At 70.6% G+C, this 20,785-nt stretch carries 17 protein-coding genes; 9 read left to right on the plus strand and 8 right to left on the minus strand.

The window, feature by feature from the left end; translation table 11 throughout:
* Positions 1–2: 2 nt before the first annotated feature.
* The 3 genes from ACM9LD_RS05910 to groL all read right to left on the minus strand — a co-directional run bounded on the left by ACM9LD_RS05910 (position 3) and on the right by groL (position 4,348).
* A complete protein-coding gene (locus ACM9LD_RS05910) occupies positions 3–476 on the minus strand; it encodes a hypothetical protein (protein ID WP_415675815.1) in 474 nt (157 codons plus the stop codon).
* 128 nt (positions 477–604) lie between these two features.
* On the minus strand, positions 605–2,536 hold the full coding sequence (gene htpG / locus ACM9LD_RS05915; RefSeq protein ID WP_415675816.1) for a molecular chaperone HtpG: 1,932 nt from the start codon (positions 2,534–2,536) through the stop codon (positions 605–607).
* A gap of 189 nt (positions 2,537–2,725) precedes the next feature.
* Positions 2,726–4,348: a chaperonin GroEL gene (gene groL / locus ACM9LD_RS05920; RefSeq protein WP_224645236.1), complete on the minus strand. Its 1,623-nt coding sequence runs from the start codon at positions 4,346–4,348 to the stop codon at positions 2,726–2,728.
* A gap of 253 nt (positions 4,349–4,601) precedes the next feature.
* Here groL and ACM9LD_RS05925 point away from each other — a divergent pair, with 253 nt between their 5' ends.
* Positions 4,602–5,063, plus strand: coding sequence for an SRPBCC family protein (locus ACM9LD_RS05925; RefSeq protein WP_224645237.1), 462 nt, complete (start codon positions 4,602–4,604; stop codon positions 5,061–5,063).
* Positions 5,064–5,132: 69 nt separating this feature from the next.
* Here the strand turns inward: ACM9LD_RS05925 and ACM9LD_RS05930 are convergent, their stop codons facing one another.
* From ACM9LD_RS05930 to ACM9LD_RS05940, 3 genes are all read right to left on the minus strand, one after another.
* The gene (locus tag ACM9LD_RS05930) at positions 5,133–6,317 is read right to left on the minus strand and encodes a DUF7373 family lipoprotein (protein WP_415675817.1); all 1,185 of its coding nucleotides are present in this window, start codon (positions 6,315–6,317) and stop codon (positions 5,133–5,135) included.
* 8 nt (positions 6,318–6,325) lie between these two features.
* A complete protein-coding gene (locus tag ACM9LD_RS05935) occupies positions 6,326–7,489 on the minus strand; it encodes a DUF7373 family lipoprotein (RefSeq protein ID WP_415675818.1) in 1,164 nt (387 codons plus the stop codon).
* A gap of 113 nt (positions 7,490–7,602) precedes the next feature.
* Entirely contained in the window at positions 7,603–8,781 is a 1,179-nt protein-coding gene (locus ACM9LD_RS05940; protein ID WP_415675819.1) for a DUF7373 family lipoprotein, read from the minus strand.
* A gap of 60 nt (positions 8,782–8,841) precedes the next feature.
* Between ACM9LD_RS05940 and ACM9LD_RS05945 the strand changes: the two genes are divergently transcribed.
* From ACM9LD_RS05945 to ACM9LD_RS05970, 6 genes are read left to right on the plus strand one after another with little or no spacing between them, the layout of a single operon-like run.
* A complete protein-coding gene (locus tag ACM9LD_RS05945; RefSeq protein ID WP_415675820.1) occupies positions 8,842–10,215 on the plus strand; it encodes a M20/M25/M40 family metallo-hydrolase in 1,374 nt (457 codons plus the stop codon).
* Positions 10,212–11,417: a molybdopterin molybdotransferase MoeA gene (moeA, locus tag ACM9LD_RS05950; protein ID WP_415675821.1), complete on the plus strand. Its 1,206-nt coding sequence runs from the start codon at positions 10,212–10,214 to the stop codon at positions 11,415–11,417. The genes ACM9LD_RS05945 and moeA overlap by 4 nt, the downstream gene beginning before the upstream one ends.
* 13 nt (positions 11,418–11,430) lie before the next feature.
* Positions 11,431–11,736: a GlsB/YeaQ/YmgE family stress response membrane protein gene (locus ACM9LD_RS05955; protein ID WP_415675822.1), complete on the plus strand. Its 306-nt coding sequence runs from the start codon at positions 11,431–11,433 to the stop codon at positions 11,734–11,736.
* Positions 11,737–11,795: 59 nt separating this feature from the next.
* The gene (locus ACM9LD_RS05960) at positions 11,796–12,518 is read left to right on the plus strand and encodes a phosphatidylserine decarboxylase (protein WP_415675823.1); all 723 of its coding nucleotides are present in this window, start codon (positions 11,796–11,798) and stop codon (positions 12,516–12,518) included.
* A 38-nt stretch (positions 12,519–12,556) separates the two neighbouring features.
* Complete coding sequence (locus tag ACM9LD_RS05965) at positions 12,557–13,411, plus strand: CDP-alcohol phosphatidyltransferase family protein (protein WP_415675966.1); 855 nt, start codon at positions 12,557–12,559, stop codon at positions 13,409–13,411.
* Positions 13,412–13,460: 49 nt separating this feature from the next.
* Positions 13,461–15,662, plus strand: a complete 2,202-nt coding sequence (locus ACM9LD_RS05970; protein ID WP_415675824.1) for an AAA family ATPase — start codon at positions 13,461–13,463, stop codon at positions 15,660–15,662.
* A gap of 70 nt (positions 15,663–15,732) precedes the next feature.
* Here ACM9LD_RS05970 and ACM9LD_RS05975 read toward each other — a convergent pair whose 3' ends face one another.
* Both ACM9LD_RS05975 and ACM9LD_RS05980 read right to left on the minus strand, forming a co-directional pair.
* On the minus strand, positions 15,733–16,467 hold the full coding sequence (locus tag ACM9LD_RS05975) for an endonuclease domain-containing protein (RefSeq protein ID WP_415675825.1): 735 nt from the start codon (positions 16,465–16,467) through the stop codon (positions 15,733–15,735).
* Between the two features lie 302 nt (positions 16,468–16,769).
* Positions 16,770–17,228, minus strand: coding sequence for a hypothetical protein (locus tag ACM9LD_RS05980; protein ID WP_415675826.1), 459 nt, complete (start codon positions 17,226–17,228; stop codon positions 16,770–16,772).
* Positions 17,229–17,299: 71 nt separating this feature from the next.
* Between ACM9LD_RS05980 and ACM9LD_RS05985 the strand changes: the two genes are divergently transcribed.
* Both ACM9LD_RS05985 and ACM9LD_RS05990 read left to right on the plus strand, forming a co-directional pair.
* Positions 17,300–20,197 (plus strand): Na+/H+ antiporter subunit A, encoded by a 2,898-nt coding sequence (locus tag ACM9LD_RS05985; RefSeq protein WP_415675827.1) that lies wholly within the window; start codon positions 17,300–17,302, stop codon positions 20,195–20,197.
* Positions 20,194–20,784 carry a Na(+)/H(+) antiporter subunit C gene (locus ACM9LD_RS05990; RefSeq protein ID WP_415675828.1) on the plus strand — a complete coding sequence of 197 codons (591 nt, stop codon included), beginning with the start codon at positions 20,194–20,196 and terminating at the stop codon, positions 20,782–20,784. The genes ACM9LD_RS05985 and ACM9LD_RS05990 overlap by 4 nt, the downstream gene beginning before the upstream one ends.
* The last annotated feature ends 1 nt before the right edge of the window (position 20,785 follow it).

Raw genomic sequence — 20,785 nt, forward strand, 5'->3', positions numbered from 1 at the left:
GGTCAGGACTTGGTTGCAGCGAGATACGCGATGACGACGAACGTGAGAAGCACGACGCCGGCGAGGATCCACCAGCCCACGACCTGCGCCATCCTGTACCTGTTGGCCGGTGCCGGAGGCGGAGGCGTGAAGCTGAGCCGTCCCGGAGTTCTCGGTCCGTTCGGGGCGGCGTAGTAGACGGTGACGGTCTGCCCGGCCCCTACACGGATCGGCAGGTTCGCGGTGCCGAACCGGATCGTGCGCACGGGACCGAGGTGCTGCGACACGTATCCGTTCACCTGAACGTTGAGCGTGTGGTCGCCCGCCGAGACGGGAAGGATCGACTCACCCCAGCTCGACATCCGGGCGATGCTGTCGACGAAGACTTCGAGATCGACGCCACTCTCGTAAGCGATCCCCGGCATCGCCGAATCACCGGGCCGGGAGATCAGACGGATCCACCCCTGCGCAGGTACCGCTGGCACCGTCACATCCACTCCCTTCGTCCTCGGCGCCGACCGGCGCGTCGAGGACAGAGTGCCAGGAACACCTTTCGTGATCCTTGTACCGGGCTGAAGGCCGCAGCGCACCGTCGAGGACGGGGCGCTGCGGCCCGCCCGGTCTCTCAGCCGAGGCTGCGGCCGAGCTGGCGGGCGAGGACCGCGGCGAAAGCGGCAGGGTCTGCGACCGAGCCGCCCTCCGCGAGAAGCGCCGTGCCGTAGAGGATCTCAGCGGCGTCCTTGAGCGCCTCGTCTTCGGAGGGCGCCTCCGCGGCGGCGACGCGGTCGCGGAGGCTCTTCACGAGCTCGTTCTCGGGGTTCAGCTCCAGGGTGCGGCGCGTGCGCGGCACCTCCTGCCCGCTCGCCCGGTACATCTGCTCCAACTGCGGCGTGAGGTCGAACTCCCCGCCGACGAGGCAGGCCGCCGAGGTGGTGAGGCGCGAGGTGAGGCGCACGCCCGCGACGTCCTCGTCGAGGGTCGTCGCCAGCCACTCCGTCAGCTGCTCGAAGCCCTCGGCCTGCGGGGCGTCGTCGCCGAGGTCGGCCTCGCCCTTGGCGATCGAGACGAACCGCTTACCGTCGAACTCGGCGCCCGGCGTCCACAGCTCGTCGACCTGATCGGTGAGGAGCAGGACCTCGAAGCCCTTGGCGGCGAAGGCCTCCAGGTGCGGCGAGGCCTCCAGGCGGGCGCGGGAATCGCCGGCCGCGTAGTAGATGACGTCCTGTCCCTCGGGCATGCGGGCGACGTACTCGGCGAGGCCGGTGGTGCCGGTCTCGCTGAACGTCGACTCGAACGACGATGCCTTGAGCAGGGTTTCGCGGTTGTCCTGGTCGTCGAGCAGGCCCTCCTTGAAGACCGCGCCGAACGCCGACCAGAAGGTGTCGTACTTCTCCCGCTCGTTCTCGCGGAGCGCGGTGACCGTCTGCAGGACCCGCTTGACAAGCCGCTTGCGAATCATGACCAGGTGCCGGTCGTTCTGCAGGATCTCGCGGGAGACGTTGAGCGACAGGTCCTGCGCGTCCACGACACCGGCGACGAAGCGCAGGTACGGCGGCAGCAGAGCCTCGCAGTGGTCCATGATGAAGACGCGCTTGACGTACAGCGCGGGGCCCGACTTGGTGTTGCGGTAGAACATGTCGAACGGCGGCATCGTCGGGATGAAGAGCAGCGCCTGGTACTCGAAGGTGCCCTCGGCGCGGACCGAGATGGTCTCCAGCGGCTCGTCGAAGGCGTGGCTGACGTGGCGGTAGAAGTCGGCGTACTCCTCGTCGGAGACCTCCTCCTTCGGGCGAGCCCACAGTGCCTGCATCGAGTTGAGGGTCTCCGGCCCCTTCGCCTCGGCGCCCTCGGACTCGTCTTCGCCGTCCTCGGTACCGGCGGGCGCAGCGGAGACCAGGCGGATCGGGAAGGCGATGAAGTCGCTGTAGCGGCGCACGACCGAGCGCAGCACGTGCTCGGAGGTGTAGTCGTGCAGGCTCTCGTCACCGTCGGCGGCGCGCAGGTGCAGCGTGATGGTGGTGCCGTGACCCGCGGGGATGTCGTCGCCGGTGAGGTCCGTGACGGTGTAGGTGCCGTGGCCCTCGGACTCCCAGCGGGTGGCGGTGTCCTCGCCGGCCTTGCGGGTCACCAGGGTCACGCGGTCGGCGACCATGAACGCCGAGTAGAAGCCGATGCCGAACTGGCCGATGAGCTCCGCGGAGGCGCCCTGCTCCTTGGCCTGCTTCGCGGCCTCGAGCTTGCGCCGGAGCTCCCCGGTGCCGGACTTGGCGAGGGTGCCGATGAGGTCGACGACCTCCGCGCGGCTCATGCCGATGCCGTTGTCGGCGATCGTGAGCGTGCGCGCCTCGGGGTCGGTGCGCAGCTCGATGTGCAGGTCGGAGGCGTCGGCCTCGAGGTCCTTGTCCTGGTAGGCCTCCAGCCGCAGCTTGTCCAGCGCGTCGGAGGCGTTGGAGATCAGCTCGCGCAGGAAGACGTCCTTCTCCGAGTACACGGAGTGAATCATCAGCGACAGCAGCTGATCGGTCTCGGCCTGGAACTGGAGGGTCTCTGCGGTCACGTCGTCGCCTTTCTGAACACGGACGGAGCTTGGTGTGGTTGGTGGAGATCGTTCTGAAACTCGAATCCTGCGGGCCGGCGCGGCGAATACCGCCGCGCCGCCTCGTACGATTCGACTTTCGACAAGGGAGGGCCCGGCACCATCGTCGAGAGGATGCCGGGCCCGAAATCCCTAGCCGGGTGGCAGGACTTAGAAGTCCATGCCGCCCATGCCGCCGGTCGGATCGACCGGGGCACCGGCCTTCTCCGGCTTGTCGGCGACGACGGCCTCGGTGGTGAGGAACAGGGCCGCGATCGAGGCTGCGTTCTGCAGCGCCGAGCGGGTGACCTTGACCGGGTCGTTGATGCCGGCGGCCAGCAGGTCCTCGTACACACCGGTGGCGGCGTTGAGGCCGGTGCCGGCGGGCGAGTTGCGGACCTTCTCGGCGACGACGCCGGGCTCGAGGCCCGCGTTGACGGCGATCTGCTTGACGGGGGCGTCGAGCGCGACCTTGACGATGTTCGCGCCGGTGGCCTCGTCACCCTCGAGAGCGAGGCTGTCGAAGACGGTGCCCGACTGCGCGAGAGCAGCGCCACCACCGGCGACGATGCCCTCCTCGACGGCGGCCTTGGCGTTGCGCACGGCATCCTCGATGCGGTGCTTGCGCTCCTTGAGCTCGACCTCGGTGGCGGCACCGGCCTTGATGACGGCGACGCCGCCGGCCAGCTTCGCGAGGCGCTCCTGCAGCTTCTCGCGGTCGTAGTCCGAGTCGCTGTTCTCGATCTCGGCGCGGATCTGCGAGACGCGGCCCGCGATCTGCTCCTTGGAGCCGGCACCGTCGACGATGGTGGTCTCGTCCTTGGTCACGACGACCTGGCGCGCCTGGCCCAGGACCTCGAGGCCGGCGGTGTCGAGCGACAGACCGATCTCCTCGGAGATGACCTGGCCGCCGGTGAGGATCGCCATGTCCTGCAGCATCGCCTTGCGGCGATCGCCGAAGCCGGGGGCCTTGATGGCGACCGACTTGAAGGTGCCGCGGATCTTGTTGACGATGAGCGTCGACAGGGCCTCGCCCTCGACGTCCTCGGCGATGATCGCGAGCGGCTTGCCCGACTGGATGACCTTCTCCAGCAGCGGCAGCAGGTCCTTGACGGTCGAGATCTTGCCCGAGACGAGCAGCACGTAGGCGTCCTCGAGCACGGCCTCCTGACGCTCGGCGTCGGTGGCGAAGTAGCCCGAGATGAAGCCCTTGTCGAAGCGCATGCCCTCGGTGAGCTCCAGCTGGAGACCGAAGGTGTTGCTCTCCTCGACGGTGATGACGCCTTCCTTGCCGACCTTGTCCATGGCCTCGGCGATGAGCTCACCGATGGCGGGGTCGCCGGCCGAGATGCCCGCGGTAGCAGCGATCTGCTCCTTGGTCTCGACCTCCTTGGCGGCCTTCAGCAGGTGCTCGGTGACGGCCTCGACGGCCTTCTCGATGCCCCGCTTGAGGCCCAGCGGGTTCGCGCCCGCGGCCACGTTGCGCAGGCCCTCGCGCACGAGCGCCTGGGCCAGAACGGTGGCGGTGGTGGTGCCGTCGCCCGCGACGTCGTCGGTCTTCTTGGCGACCTCCTTGACGAGCTCGGCGCCGATCTTCTCGTAGGGATCCTCGAGCTCGATCTCCTTGGCGATGGAAACACCGTCGTTGGTGATCGTGGGGGCGCCCCACTTCTTCTCCAGCACGACGTTGCGGCCCTTGGGGCCGAGCGTCACCTTGACGGCGTCGGCGAGGGCGTTCAGGCCCCGCTCGAGACCGCGGCGGGCCTCTTCGTCGAACGCGATGATCTTGGCCATTGCGAAGTGATTCCTCCAGATAGGGGCCGGTTCGGCCCTACTTTGGACACGTCTTCTAGGTCGATTCGATGCCCGCGACGGACGACCCGGCGTGTCACCTGCGCGGGTTGCGCACAGGGCCCGGTCTCACCTCTTCGACCTAGCACTCACGTAATCCGAGTGCTAAGTCGTTTCTAGCACTCGGCAGGGTCGAGTGCAAGGTCGTTCGCCGTGGGCTGGACGGACCCTTCCTACTCGTGGGTAGGATCCGGTCATGGCAACCCCTGTTCTGGAGTCGAGCGTCGTGATCGACGCGCCCGTGGAGAAGGTCTGGTCGGTCGTGTCCGACCTCGAGGCGATGGGCCGTCGCAGCCCGCAGTGCAAGAAGGTGTTCGTCTTCGGCGGCCCGCTCAAGGTGGGCACCCGCATGCTGAACATCAACCGTCAGGGCTGGAAGGTCTGGCCCACCAACACCCAGGTCACCGAGTTCACGCCGAACGAGCGCGTCGCGTTCCGCGTGGCCGAGAACCACACCACCTGGAGCTTCACCCTGGTGCCCGACGGCGACAAGACCACCGTCGTCGAGCGCCGCGAGGCCAAGGACGGCAAGACCACCGCGCTGAGCAGCGGCCTCATCGCCGCGCTCCTCGGCGGCAACGAGGACTTCGAGCGCGGCCTGCTGGTCGGCATGAAGCAGACGCTCTCGCACATCAAGACCGAGTCCGAGGCGAAGTAACCTCCCGAGATCGAGAAAGGGGCGCACCCGGTGGGTGCGCCCCTTCGTCCTCTGCGGAAGCCCGTGCGGCTACGCGGCGCTCTTGAGGATCAGGTAGGCGGCGCCGATGGCCTGGACCGCCTGCTGCCGCTGCGACGAGGTGAACTCCGCCGCGTACCGGCCCACGGCGACCGAGCACCAGGTGAGCCTCGAGGTCGCGCCCTCGTAGGTGGCGAAAGTCAGGCAGATCCCGCCCGGGACGCCCTTGATCTTCTCCTCCTCGACCTTCGTGAAGGCCTTCCGAGTCTCGTCGGTGAACTCGTCCACGAGGTGCTGCGCACCCTTCGCGTCCTTCGCCCGGTAGACGGTGCTGCCGCCGACGCCGACGACGTCGACGCCCGCATCGGCGAAGGTCTTCACCGACCGCGAGACGTCGGTCTGCCGTAGTACGGCGGACCGGGCGGGCAGGGAGTAGCCGCCGTCGCCCTTCGACGGTGCGAGGGTCAGCTTCGCGACGCCCTCGGGATCGAGCTGCAGTGTGCTCACCTTGTCGAGCGGCGTCGGCTGGAAGCCGTCGAGCGCCTTGGTCTGCCGGTCGAAGTAGGTGCGCAGCTGGTCCACGGAGAGGTCGCCGAAGGCGCCGATCACGTACTGCTTGTACGCGAGGAAGCCCACCGTCGCGGTGCCGACGGGGGCGCCGTACGTCTGCGTGTAGGCGACGGCTGCGTCGTAGCCGGGAATCCTCGTCTCCACCTTCGCCGGTAGATCCTCGCCGGAGGAGTCCTTCTCGCGCGCCCGCAGCGCCTGGCCGACGGCGGCCGAAGCGTCGGCCGGGCTCGCCATGCGGACCAGGACGACGGTCTCGCCGCGTTCCTTCCTCTTCGAGTCGTACTTGGTGCCCTGCTGCGTGTCGCTGGCGCCCACCGAAGCCGCGACCTCGGCCTTGGTGCCCAGTACATCTCCCGCCGCTTGACCGAAGACGCCCTTGACCATCCCCTGAATGGCCGACCGGGACGTGGCGCGCGCACTGCCGCGGAAATGCATGGCCGCATCGATCTCGTGGATGAACGGCACGGTCTCCGCCATCCGGTAGCCCTCGAGCGTCTCCCCGTCGGCCTGAGTCGTCGAGCCGATGGCCCGGGACGCGGTCGCGAACGATCCTGTCTCCGGCTTGGGCACGCCGGACGGATCGGCGACGGGGGTGCCGGCCACCGTCGACGAGCATCCCGCCAGGAACAGGGCCGACGCCGCGAGCGCCGCCAGGGACTTCTTCATGTTCATCCTCACTTCGCCTGCTGCAGAATCAGATACGAGGCGCCGAGAGCCTGCTTCGCCCGTGCGTCCTGCATGTCGCTGACCTCGGCCAGATAGCGCCCCACCGGCACGACGCAGTACGTCCGCTTGTCCTTCGAGCCCGTGTACTGCGGGAACGACCGGCATCGGCCTCCCGGAACGCCCCGCACCGTGGAGGACTCACCTCCGGGATAGAAGCGCGTGTTCTCCGCGATGAATCTGTCCGCGAGTTGCGCTGCACCAGCGGCGTCCCGCGCCCGATAGACGACGTTGTCCGCGTTCGCGATCCGGTCGACGCCCGTGGCGGCGAAGTCCGCCAGCGCGCCCGTCGTGTCCGAGGCGAACGGGGCGAAGCCCCGCGGCGAGTAGGTCGTCTCGAACACCGTCGGCGACTCCTCCACGAGCGTGTACCGCAACAGGTCCTCGTCCGCGCGGGTGAGGGTCGAGAACTTGTCGACGGGAGTCGGCACGAAGCCGGCGAGGGACTTCACCTGCAGGTCGAAGTACTTCTTGATCAGGTCGACGGAACTGTTCGTCCAGGCGCCGATCACGTACCGGCCGCTCGCGAGGAGCCCGACCCGTGAGGTCGAGTCCCCCGCGGACTTGGAGTACGCGATCGCCTCCGAGTAACCGGGTACGGTCTCCGGCTTCTTGGGCCTCGGTGTCTCGGAACCGAACGCCTTGTCGGGCGACAGGACCGCCGGGTTCGCCACCGCCGCCCGCGCCGCGGCCTCGTCCTTGAACCGGAACAGGCCGGTGATCAGGCTCCTCGACGACGTCGCATCGGACCCCGGAGCCTTGTCGCCGGCCGACGTGTACGCGCCGACCTCCATCCCGGCGACCGCGGTAGCGACCCCGTCACCGAACGCCATCTTGACGGTGCTCTCGATCCGTCCCACGGACGGGCGCCCGCCGTACCGGAGCGCAGGGTCGACCTCCGACGCCAGCGGGATGATCTCGACCATCCGGAACGCCTCCGCCGCGATGTGCATCTTCTCCGTCATCGCACCAAGCTGGCGCGGTGCAGTCGCGTAGGACCCCGTGTCCGGCTTGGGCACCCCCGACGGGTCCGCAACGGGTGAGCCCGGCACCGTCGTCGAGCATCCCGCGAGCAGCAGCGCACTCACGATCAGCGGAACCAGCCTGCGCTTCATGCGTCTCCTCAGATCAGTCCTGCCAATGCGCAAGACGCACTGCCACACATCTTCACGTTCGGGCATTGACAATATGCTCCCGCACACCGGGTCGCGACCACCATGTATCGAATTCATCCGTGATCGCGGAGGATCACATAACTCGCCCCCAACGCCTGCACCGCCTTCTCGTGTTGACGAGACGTCACCTCCGAGACGAAGCGACCGACGCTCACCACACACCACATCGAAGTCGATGACCCGCCATTCGAGTACTCGACGCATCTGCCGCCCGGCACTCCGTCGACATTCTTCGACTGAATCACCTTCGATCGCGCGATCAGTTCCCTGTTGAGCGCAAGCCTCACAGCTTCGGCACCGAATTCATCACGCGCCCGGTACACCGTGTTGTAGCCGGATCCCACCGCGTCGACACCGGCCTGATCGAATACCTGGCGCATTCGGCCGACATCCGTCTGCTGGTAGACGAGAGCACGAACCGGGACCGCGAATCCTTGTGAAGATTCGGGCGCCAACGTGAGACGCGCGAGGCCAGGAGAGTCCAACTCGAGGTCTGCGAATTCGGACCTCGGCGTGGGGACGAAGTCCCGCAACGCAGCGGTCTGCCTGTCGAAGTAGACCTTCGCCTGCTCCAGCGAGACGACACCGGAAACCGCCAGAACGAACCGGCCGGTCGGCAGGAACGCCCGCACGGACACCGCCCCCGCGGCCTTCCAATCCTGCGTGTACGCGACCGCTGCCGGGTATCCCGGGATACTGACCTCGACCTTGGGAGGAACTCCCACCCCGTATGTATCCGGGTCCGCCCCCAGCAGTCGCGCCGACACGGCGACACTCGCCTTCTCCGGAGATTCCATACGGACGATCGCCACCGCGAACTGTGCCGGTCGGGCAGGTCGCGGCCGAGCCAGGTCGTAATTGTCCGCCGATACGAGCACACCCACCTCGAGCGCGGCGAGTGCATCCGCGGCGGCCTCGCCGAAGACGTTCTTGAGAGACCACTGGCCGTAGCGAAGCTGCGCCGTGTTCATACCGCCCTGGTGGCTCATCTCGGCGTTGATCTGAGCGAGGTCCGGAATCGTCTCAGCCATCCGATAGCTCTCCATCGATTCCGCAGCGAAGCCATCCGGCGCCGTGAGCGTCCGAGGAATCGTTGCGAACGAGCCCGTCCGCGGCTGCGGCGAGGCTGACGGCGCGACATCCGGCGACCCGGCGACGGTCGACGTGCAACCCGGCAGAACGGACACCATCGCCACGAGCGCGATACAGCCCAGGAGGACGCGCTTCACCACCACCGGGATAGTCAAGCACGGTGTGCCAACGAGCCACTTAAGCCGCGCTAGGGTGAGCCGATGACCGAGCGCAGCCTGCAGGACACCGTCGAGAACCTGATGGACAGGGCCAGGTCGGACCTGGCGGAGCTGGTCGCGCACCCGTCCGTGCACGACTCCCCCGAGTTCGGCGCCGAGCCCAACGCGGCGTCGGCGGCATGGGTCGCGAAGGCCTTCACTGAGGCCGGCATCGGAAGCATCGAGCAGGTCACCACGTCCGACGGGTCGATCGCGATCGTCGGGCACACGCCCGCGCCGGAGGGCGCCCCGACGGTCCTGCTCTACAGCCACCACGACGTGCAACCGCCCGGCCCGCGCGAGGCCTGGAAGTCCGACCCGTTCACGCTCACCACCCGCCCCGGCCCCGACGGCGCGGACCGCTGGTACGGCCGCGGGTCCGCGGACTGCAAGGGCAACCTCGTCGCGCATCTGACCGCGCTGCGGGCGGTCCGCGGCGAGGACGGGTCCTTCCCCGTGGGCGTGCGAATCATCATCGAGGGCTCCGAGGAGGGCGGCGGCGAAGGCCTCGAGGACCTCGTCGCCGAGCGGCCCGAGCTGGCGCAGGCCGACCTCATCGTCATCGGCGACACCGGCAACGTCGCCGTCGGCCGCCCGACGCTGACCACGTCCCTGCGCGGCGTCGCGAGCGTGCGGGTCGAGCTCAGCACCGGCACCTCCGACCTGCACTCCGGCGCGTTCGGCGGGGCCGCCCCCGACGCCCTCGCCGCCCTCATCGCGCTGCTGGCGACCCTGCGCGACGGCTTCGGCAACACCACGATCGACGGGCTCGACAGCTCCGCACGCTGGGCGGGCGAGCCCTACGAGCCGGCGCAGTTCGCCGCCGACGCCGCGATCTACGACGACGCCGCGATCCTCGGCTCAGGCGCCATCGCCGACCAGCTGTGGGCGCGGCCCGCAGTCACCGTCATCGGCCTCGACGCCCCCGCGACAGCCACCGCCGCCGCGGCGATCCAGCCCCGCGCCGCGGCCCTGCTGAACCTGCGGGTGCCGCCGGGCACCGACCCGCGCCACGCCGGCGAGCTGCTCGTCGCGCACTTGACCAACCACGCCCCGTGGGGCGCGCACGTGGACGCGGTCGTCGAGTCCGTGGGCGAGCCCTTCGCCGCCGAGACCACCGGGCCCGCCTACCGGGTGCTGCAGGAGGCCCTCGTCGAGGCGTACGACGGTGCCGAGGTCGCGTTCAGCGGCCAGGGCGGCTCGATCCCGCTGTGCACCCAGCTGCGCAAGGCCGCCCCGACGGCCGAGATCGCGCTGCTCGGCGTCGAGGAGCCGCAGTGCCGCATCCACGCGCCGAACGAGTCGGTCGACCCCGGCGAGCTGCGGCGCACCGCGCTGGCCGAAGCGCTGCTGCTCACCCGGTTGGCCGGCGCGTGAGGCCCGTCGACGAGCACCGCGCCGCGGTCGCCGCGCTGGTTCCCGCACCGCGGACCGTCGACCTGCCGGTGGCGGACGCCCTGGGCCTCGTCCTGGCTCGCGACGTGCCCGCGCCGCTCTCGCTGCCGCCGTTCACCAACTCCGCGATGGACGGCTACGCGGTGCGCGCCGCCGACGTCGTCGCGGGCGCCGTGCTGCCCGTCGCCTTCGACGTGCCCGCCGGCCGCACCGACGTGCCCGCGCTCCCGCCTGGGGCCGCGTGCCGCATCATGACCGGCGCCCCCGTGCCCGACGGTGCCGACGCCATCGTCCCCGTCGAGCGGACGGACGGCGGCGGCGAGCGCGTCCGGATCGACGAGACGCCCGAGCCCGGACGGTTCTTCCGCGCCGCCGGCAGCGACATCGAGGCCGGGGAGACCGCGCTGCGCGGCGGCGAGACCGTCGGGCCCGCCGTCGTCGGGCTCGCGGCGGCCCTGGGCCTGACGACGGTGCCCGTGCTCGCCCCGCCCCACGTCGCCGTGCTGTCCACCGGCTCCGAGCTGGTGGAACCGGGCACGCCGCTGCGGCCCGGGCAGATCTACGAGTCGAACGCCCCGATGCTGGCGAGCGCGATCCGCGAGGCCGGGGCCACCGCGGAGGTCGTGCGGTTCGTGGCGGACGACGCCGACGCCTTCCTCGCCCGGCTCGCCGAGCGGATCTCCGCGGGCGGTGTCGACCTGGTCGTGACCAGCGGCGGCGTCAGCGCCGGGGCGTACGAGGTGGTCAAGGACGCCCTCGCGGCGCGGGGCGTCGACTTCGTCAAGGTCGCGATGCAGCCCGGCATGCCGCAGGGCTGCGGCACCGTCGACCTGGGGGGCGTGCGGGTGACGTTCGTGACCTTCCCCGGCAACCCGGTGAGCGCGCTGGTCTCCTTCGAGGTCTTCCTGCGGCCCGCCCTGCGCGCGGCGATGGGCCTGCCCGACCGCCCCCGACGCGTCGCGCGGCTCGCCGAGCCCGTGGACTCGATCCCGGCAAAACGCCAGTACCTGCGCGGACTCCTCACGAGGAACGACGACGGTACCGATTCGGTCTCGGTTCTCGGCGGGCCGGGTTCGCACTACCTACGATGGCTGTCACAGGCGGATTGCCTGCTGGACGTCCCCGCCGAGGTCGAGCATCTGGCCGCGGGGAGCCCGGTGGAACTGATCCTCTTGACCCACTAACGAGGAGATTCTCATGGTCGCGCAGTACGCAGACACCGTCATGCTCGCTTCGGCCAACTTCAGCGCGGGCTGGTTCGCGTGGATCATCATCGGCGGCCTCGCCGGCTGGATCGCCAGCAAGATCATGGGCACCGACAAGGACATGGGCATCATCAAGAACGTCCTGGCCGGCATCATCGGCGGCTGGCTCGGCGGCTACGTGCTGCGCCTGTTCGACGTCCAGACCGGTGCCTTCGGCTGGTTCCTCACCTTCGTCACCGCCCTGGTCGGCGCCTGCGTTCTCATCGGAGCAGTGAAGCTGGTCACCGGACGCAAGTGATGGCACCGTCGGGTGAGAAGATGTCACCCGATATGACAGCGAACAGTAAGGACGATTAGGTGGCGCGCCGACCTCGCACGCCGGTCGACGGCCATTTGACCGAGCACACCACCGGCATCGAGCACATCACCGAGCTCATCCGGCACACCGTCCCGCCGCTGCACCCCGCGGGGACCCCGTTCATCGCGGGTTCCCTCGGGGTCGCCGCGGTGGGCTACCGCAAGGGCTGGATCCGGGTTCCCGCCCTGCTCACCGCGGCCGCGTGCGCCGGCTTCTTCCGGCATCCCGCCCGCGTGACGCCCACCGCCGACGGCGTCGCGGTGGCCCCGGCCGACGGCGAGGTGACCCTCGTCGACGAGCACGTGCCCCCGCGCGAACTGGGCCTCGGCGACGCGCCGCTGCCCCGCGTCTCCATCTTCCTGTCGGTGTTCGACGCGCACGTGCAGCGCGCGCCGCTGGCCGGCGTCGTCGACTCCGTGGTGCACACCGACGGCAAGTTCCTGCCCGCCGACCTCCCCGAGGCCAGCGACCGGAACGAGCGGAACTCGGTGCGCCTCGCCACCGAGCACGGTCCCGTGGGCGTCGTGCAGATCGCCGGCCTCGTGGCGCGGCGCATCCGCACCGACTGCGCACCCGGCGACACCCTGGAGCTGGGCGAGACCTACGGCATCATCCGGTTCGGCTCCCGCGTCGACACGTACTTCCCCGCCGGCACCGAGCTGACCGTGTACAGCGGCCAGCGCGCGGTGGCCGCCGAGACCGTGATCGCGCGCCTGCCGTGACCGACTCGTCCACCGCGCCGCACCGCCCCGTCGGGGTCATGATCCTGCCGTCGATGCTGACGGTGGCCGCGCTGTGCGCGGGCCTGACGGGCGTGCGGTTCGCGGCGGACGGCAAGGTCGATCTGGCGATCATGCTGGTCGTCGTCGCCGCGATCCTCGACGGGCTCGACGGCCGCGTCGCGCGGCTGCTGGGCGCCTCCACCCGGATCGGCGCCGAGCTGGACTCCCTCGCGGACGCCATCAACTTCGGCGTCACGCCCGCGCTGATCCTGTACTTCGTGTGCTTCCCCGGATCGCCCGCCGGGTGGATCGTCGCGCTGCTCTACGTCGTGGCGATGGTGCTCCGGCTGGCCCGGTTCAACACCCTCGCCGCCGACCCGACGGCGCCCGCGTACACCAAGGACTTCTTCGTCGGCGTGCCCGCGCCCGCCGGCGCGCTGCTGGTCCTGGCCCCGCTGGCCGCCCAGCAGGAGTGGGGCGACGGCTGGTGGGTCAGCACCCCGATGGTCGCGGCGTGGACCCTGTTCGTCGCCGCGCTCACCGTCTCCCGCATCCCCACCTCCAGCTTCAAGACGATGACCGTGCAGCCCGCGAAGGCCGCCGGCGTGCTGGTGGCGGTCGCGGGCCTCGCGGCGCTGATCCTGACCTACCCGTACATCGCGCTGCTCCTCGTGATCGCGCTGTACCTGCTGCACATCCCCTTCGCGTGGTGGTCCAAGCGCTGGGTCGTCGCCCGGCCCGAGGCCTGGGACAACAAGCCCGCCGAGCGCCGGCAGATGCGCCGCGAGCAGCGCCGCGCGGTGCGCCCGCACCGTCGCGCCGCGACCGCCGGCCGCGGTCCCCGGCGCTCCACCGCCCGCCTGGGCCTGCGCCGCCCGACCCGCGAGGACTGAACCGGTCGCGGCCCGCCGCCGTGCGGCGCCGCGAACTAGGGTGGATCGCGTGTCGAACCTCTCGCTCACCGTCCGCCTGCAGACCTCGGCCCTCGAGGCGCGACGGGGCATCGTCCGCATCCATCCCGAGGCCCTCGCAGCGCTCGGCCTGCGCGAGTGGGACGGGATCGAGCTGCTCGGCGCGCGCCGCACCGCCGCGGTCGTCGCTGCGGCCCCGGCGGGCACCCCGCCCGGCGTCGCGCTCCTCGACGAGCTGACCATCACCAACTGCGGCCTCCGCGAGGACGCCACCGTCGTGATCACGCCCGCCACCGTCTACGGCGCGAAGCGGGTGCTGCTGCGCGGCAGCGCGCTGACCCGCAACGCCCTCGACGGTGCCGCCCTGCGGCAGGCGCTGCTCGGCAAGGTGATGATGCCCGGCGACAGCGTCTCGCTCCTGCCCCGCGATCTGGGTCCGGGCACGTCGACCGCGGAGGCCGTGCAGCAGCTGTCGCGGCTGGTCGGGATCACGTGGACGAACGAGCTGCTCACCGTGGTCTCCGTCGACCCGTCGCCGGGGCCGGTGTCGATCCAGCCGAACTCCGCGGTGCTGTGGGCCGACGATTCCGGCGCCCCCGCAACCGCCGCCACCGCAGAGGTCGTGACCTTCACGGAGGAGGTCCCGGACGTCGAGACGCCGGCCGTCCGCCCCGTCGCCGACCTGGTCGGCGCCGACGGCGCGGTCCGCCGCCTCACCGAGTGGCTGTCCCTCGCGCTCGACGAGCCGGAGCTGCTGGAGAAGCTGGGCGCGCCCGCCCGGCTCGGCGTGCTCATCACCGGCCCGACGGGCGGCGGCAAGGCCACCGTGGCCCGGTCCGTCGTGGCGCCGCGGCCGCTCGTCGAGCTCGACGGTGCGCTGACCGGCGCCCTGGAGCCGCAGGCGCGGCTCGAGCGCGTGCGCTCCGCGGTCACGCGGGTCCGGGAGGCGGTCGACGGCTCGGGCGCGGCGCTGCTGGTCCGCGACGTGGAGGCGCTGCTGCCCGCGACCCGCGAGCCCGTCTCGACGATGATCCTCGACGAGCTGCGCCGCGCCGTCGGGACGCCGCGGGTCGCGCTGCTCGCCACCACCTCCGCGCCGGGCGAGCTGGACTCGCGGCTGCGCGAGCCCGACCTCGCCGAGCGGACGGTCACCGTCGACCTGCCGGACGCGAAGCAGCGCGAACAGCTGCTGGACCTGCTGCTGCGGGACGCGCCGACCGTCGACCTGGACCTGCACGAGGTCGCGCTCCGGGCGCCGGGCTTCGTCGCCGCCGACCTCGCGGCGCTGTGCCGGGAGGGCGCGCTGCGTGCCGCGGCGCGGGTCGTCGGCACCGACGAGCGGATCGCCATCACCCAGCCCGACCTGCTCGGGGCGCTCGGCGTGATCCGGCCCGTGTCGCGGTCCGCCACCGAGGAGGTGTCCGTCGGGTCGATCACGCTCGACGACGTGGGCGACATGGTGGAGACCAAGCAGGCTCTCACCGAGACGGTGCTGTGGCCGCTGCGCCACCCCGACACCTTCGCGCGGCTCGGCGTGGAGCCGCCGCGCGGCGTGCTGCTCTACGGCCCGCCCGGCTGCGGAAAGACGTTCGTGGTCCGCGCGCTCGCGGCGTCGGGGCAGCTGTCGGTGCACGCGGTCAAGGGCGCGGAGTTGATGAACAAGTGGGTCGGCGAGTCGGAGAAGGCCGTGCGCGACCTGTTCGCACGGGCCCGGGGCAGCGCGCCGTCGCTGATCTTCCTCGACGAGGTGGACGCGCTCGCGCCGCGGCGCGGGCAGTCGTCGGACTCGGGCGTGGGCGACAAGGTGGTGGCCGCGCTGCTCACCGAGCTCGACGGCGCCGAGCCGCTGCGCGACGTGGTGGTCCTGGGCGCGACCAACCGCCCCGACCTCGTCGACCCCGCGCTGCTGCGGCCCGGCCGGTTGGAGCGGCTGATCTTCGTGCCGCCGCCGGACGCCGAGGCCCGCGCGGAGATCCTCAAGACCAGCTCGCGGTCCATTCCGCTGGCCGACGACGTGGACCTCCCGGCGCTGGCGGAGCAGCTGGACGGCTATTCCGCCGCCGACTGCAGCGCCCTGCTCCGCGAGGCCGCGCTCACCGCCATGCGGCGCGACCTGGACGCGGCCACCGTGACCGCGGCCGACGTGGAGGCCGCGCGGCTTGCCGTCCGGCCGTCGCTGGACCCCGTCCAGGTCGCGGATCTGCAGGCGTACGCGGACCGTCGGGCGACGTAGCCGTTCAGAAACCGCGTCCCTGAGTGATCTGGGCGAAGCATTTCCATCGCGACCGAGATCGAGCCCGGTTTCAGAAGTCGGTTGTGCCGCGATGCCGTCCTTTGCGGACCAGGGCGAGGACTTCCTGGAGGAACGCGGCCCATGCCTGATCGTCCATCACCTCGTCGTAGTCGATCCGGAGCACTCGGTAGTTGCCGACGGTCGAGGTGCGGTCGCGCCTGCAGTCCGCTTTCCGCCGCGCGCCGTTGTGATGGCCGTCGCTGTCGCACTCGATGATCAGTCGATCGCCGACCATCAGGTCCACCCTGCCCACGCCGGGTATCACCACCTGGGTCCGCACCCCGATGTGCGCGCGGCGCAGCCGGTACCGCACGACCGATTCCGTGCCCAACTCCGCCGCCGGATCCAGCTGGTCGAGCAGTCGCAGCGTCCGCACCGGTGCGCCGTCGAACCAGTGCCGGATGTCAGCGAGGTCGACGGGCGGGGTCAGCCGCAGCAAGGAATCCGCGACTGCGACGAACATGTCCGGGTCGAGGCAGTTGGCGGCGCAGATCAGTGCCTCGGGCAGCGCATCGACCGCGGTGATCGGTGTCGCCAGCGTGCGGTGGGCGCGGCACTGATGATCGAACCTCGGTGTGTCCCGGTACCGGGACCATCGCGTGTGGAGCCGCTTCTGCTGCGGCGGGATCCATACTCCGGGCCGATGCTTCAGCGCCGAGACGCACGCGACCGTCGCGCCGGCCCGCACCGCCGCGACCACCGCCGCATCGGCACCGGGGGTCTCGTACCAGCCGCGGCGGATCACCCTGAGCGCCGTGCGCCGGCGCAGATCATCCACCTCGGTGGCGTCGGCGCCCGCTCGGACCAGCTGCCTGCGGGAGACCACTCCGCCATTACTCGCGGCGAGCCCGGCGATCAGATCATGAATGTTCATGGGGCGATCGTGCCGGTCGTCTCCGCCTGATCATCCCGAGCCGGGGCTCCCCTGTGGACAGAACACGTTAGGTACCCAAATCTGTGGAGCACCCCGTTCCGAAACCGCCGTTCTGCGAGGTCAGGATGGAAATACTTCGCCGTGATCGAGTTTCGAGCGGGTTTGTGAACGCGCTAGACCTTGCTGACCGAGTAGAAGACGGCGTTGGGGACGGCGCCGGCCTGCACCGAGCTGACCGTGACGACGTAGCCCTTGCCGGAGAACTGCGCGGACCGGGTGGCGTTGTCGGGCGTGCCGGCACCGGCGCCGAGCGCGATGTAGCCGGCGTCGGTGAGCTTGCGGGTCGCGGCGTCGAAGCCGCCGTCGCCGGCCTGCACCGTCACGTTGTAGACGGTGACGCCGCCCTGCGTGCGCTCGCCCGCGTCGATGAGGTTGCCGTCGACGATGGGCACGTCGGCCTTGGGGAAGGACGCCGGCAGGGTGACGGAGGCCGCCGGGGTGTCCTTGGCGTCGTCGCCGCACCCCGCTGCGCCGAGGAGCAGCGCCCCCGCAGCGAGGGCGCCGAACGCGCCGCGCGTGAGGCGCGAGACCCGCGCCCTCGAAGTGGTCGGACGATCCGTCGACTGGTCCATGCAGCTCCCGACATGCCTACCGGTAGAATTCCAAAAGAACGACACCCCGCTCACAAAAGGACGGAGTGCCCTTGCTTGTCATCCTTGTCTGTTTGTCACTGGCGACCTTAGCCGCACCCATCGTGGTCGGTCGCTTCGGCGCGCGCGGATTCCTGGCGCTCGCGCTGGCCCCCGCCGCGGCCCTCGTCTGGATCATCACCGTGTGGCCCGCCTCCGGCGAGCCCGACCGTACCGAGTCCCTGCAGTGGGTCCCGGCGCTGAACATGAACGTCGACCTGCGGCTCACGCCGCTCGCCGCGGTCATGTCGGTCCTCGTGCTCGGTATCGGCGCGGTCATCCTCGTCTACTGCGCGGGCTACTTCACCGGCGTCTCCAACACCCGCAAGCTGCCCACCTTCGCCGCCGAGCTCGTCGCCTTCATGGCCGTCATGTTCGGCCTCGTGGTCAGCGACAACATGCTGGTCATGTACGTCTTCTGGGAGCTCACTTCGGTGCTGAGCTTCCTCCTCGTCGGCTACTACGCCGAGCGCGCCACCAGCCGCCGCGCCGCGACGCAGGCGCTGCTCGTCACCACGCTCGGCGGCCTCGCGATGCTGGTCGGCATCATCGAGCTGGGCGAGCACTACGGCACCTACCTGTTCTCCGAGGTCATCGCCCGCGCCGTGGGCGACCCGTCGACGATCTCCATCGGCGTCGAGGTGGGCGTCGTCCTCATCCTCATCGGCGCGATCAGCAAGTCGGCGATCGTGCCCTTCCACTTCTGGCTCCCCGGCGCCATGGCCGCGCCGACGCCCGTCTCCGGCTACCTGCACGCCGCCGCCATGGTGAAGGCCGGCGTCTTCCTCGTCGCGCTGCTCGCGCCCGCCTTCGCGCACCTCACGTCGTGGCGGGTCATCGTGCTGGGCCTCGGCATCCTCACGATGATCCTGGCCGGCTGGCGCGCCCTGCGGGAGTTCGACCTCAAGCTGATCCTGGCCTTCGGCACGGTCAGCCAGCTCGGCATGATGATGGTGCTCGTCGGCACCGGCGAGCGGAACGTCGCGCTCGCGGGCATGACGATGCTCACCGCGCACGCCCTGTTCAAGGCCACGCTGTTCATGGTGGTCGGCATCATCGACCACGCCACCGGCACGCGCGACATCCGGCGCCTGGCCCGGCTGGGCGACCGGCAGAAGGTGCTCGCGGTCATCGCCGCACTCGCCGCCGCGTCGATGGCCGGCATCCCGCCGCTGTACGGCTTCGTCGGCAAGGAGGCGGCGCTCGAGACGATGCTGCACGCCTCGCTGCCGTCGCCGCTCCCCGTGATCCTGCTCGTCGGCCTGTGCGTCGGCTCCGCGTTGACGATGGCCTACAGCATCCGTTTCCTGTGGGGCGCCTTCGGCCGCAAGGGGCAGATCAAGGCGACCAGCGCCGTCGAGAACATGCACGCGATCAGCCCGCTGTTCCTGGCCGGCCCCGCGCTCCTCGCCGCGCTCAGCCTGCTCGACGGGATCTTCTCGCCGTGGCTCGATCACGTGCTCGCGGAGTACCCCGATCGGTCCTTCCCGCCGGCCGAGGACCCGTACCACCTCGCGCTGTGGCACGGCTTCACGCTGCCGCTGCTGCTGACCGCGCTGATCATCGCGACGGGCATCGTGATCGCGCAGCCGCACAGCCCGTTCGCGCGGCTGCGGCGGCGCAACAGCGTGCTGCTCGGCAATGCCGACCGGCTCTACGACGCCACGCTGCGCGGTGCCGACGTGCTGTCGCTGCGCATGACGCAGAGCACCCAGCGCGGTTCGCTGCCGCTCACCCAGGGCACGATCCTGCTCACGCTGGTGCTGCTACCGATCCTGGTGCTGGCGTTCGGGACTCGCGCGCGGCCCGACATGCGGATCGAGGCCTCGCCGCTGTTCCTCGCGATCTCGCTGCTGATGTGCGCCGCGGCGCTCACCGCGGTGCTGCTGCGGAACCGTCTGGCGACGGTGCTCGTCGTGGGCGTCACCGGCTACGGCACGGGCGTGATCTTCGCGATCTACGGCGCCCCCGACCTGGCGCTCACCCAGTTCCTGGTCGAGACGCTGACCCTGGTGATCTTCGTGCTGGTGCTGCGCAAGCTGCCCGCGGAGGCGCCGATCACCGGCAGCCGTCCCTCGCGGGTGGCGCGCGCGCTCCTCGGCGTCGCGGTGGCGGCGATGGTGGTCGTGGTGGCGATCGCGGCGCGCGCCGCGCGGGTGGCCGCCCCCGTCGCGGACCGGCTTCCGGAGCAGGCCTACAAGTTCGGTTACGGCCACAACACGGTGAACGTGATCCTGGTCGACATCCGCGCCTGGGACACCTTCGGCGAGATCTCTGTGCTGCTGGTGGCGGCGACGGGCGTCGCCTCGCTGGTCTTCCGCAACCGCCGCTTCGGCTCGGCGCCCAGGGTCAGCGCGGAGGCCGCGGCCGCGGCCGCCGCCGCTCCCGGCACCACCTGGCTGCGGGGCAGCGCGCTCCGCGACCCGCGGCACCGCTCGCTGGTCCTCGAGATCACCTCCCGCATGGCCTTCCCCACGATCATGGTGGTCTCGGTCTACTTCTTCTTCGCCGGCCACAACGCGCCGGGCGGCGGCTTCGCGGGCGGCCTCACCGCCGGCCTCGCGCTGGTCCTGCGCTACCTCGCGGGCGGCCGGTACGAGATCGGCGAGGCCCTCCCGCTCGACGCGGGCCGGATCCTCGGTACCGGCCTGCTGCTCGCCGCGGGCGGCACCATCGTCTCGCTGCTCGCGGGCGCGCCGGCCATGTCGTCGGTCGCCTTCGAGTTCACCCTGCCGGTCTTCGGTGACGTCAAGGTGGTGACCGCGCTGATCTTCGACGCCGGCGTGTACCTCATCGTCGTGGGCCTGGTGCTCGACGTCCTGCGCAGCCTGGGAGCACGACTCGACCTGGAGGGATCCCCCGCCGACATGACCTCGCCCCTGCCCGTCCAGACGGGGGGTGGCGCGCGATGATCGTCGACATCGGTCTCTTCGCCGCGATCGCCGTCATGGTCGCCACCGGCGTGTACCTGCTCCTGGACCGCAGCCTCACCCGCATGCTGATGGGCATCATCCTGTTCGGCAACGCGGTGAACCTGCTGATCCTCGCGCTGTCCTCCCCGCCCGGGAACCCGCCCATCGTCGGGTACTTCTCGGAGGGTCGTCTCACGGACGCCGATCCGCTGGCGCAGGCGATGATCCTCACCGCGATCGTCATCACGATGGGCATGGCGGCGTTCATCCTCGCGCTCGCCTACCGCTCCTTCACCATCAACACCGACGACGAGGTCGACGACGACCCCGAGGACACGAAGGTCCTCGAGCGCGACGTCGACGTCGCGGCCGACGACCCCGACTACGACGCCTCGGACGACCCGATCACGGGCGCACCGTCGGCCCTCGGCGACGCCTACGGTCCCGACGGCGAGCTGCTCTCCCCCGAGGAGCTCAAGCGGGCCCGCGTCGACGTCGTCGACACCGGGGCACTGCCCCTGCCCGCCGTGCCGCGGGAGAAGCAGCTCCCGCCGGGCGAGAACAGCGAACAGGAGGGCGAGCGATGAC

It is taken from the genome of Tsukamurella hominis, assembly GCF_965137015.1.
Lineage (GTDB): Bacteria > Actinomycetota > Actinomycetes > Mycobacteriales > Mycobacteriaceae > Tsukamurella > Tsukamurella hominis.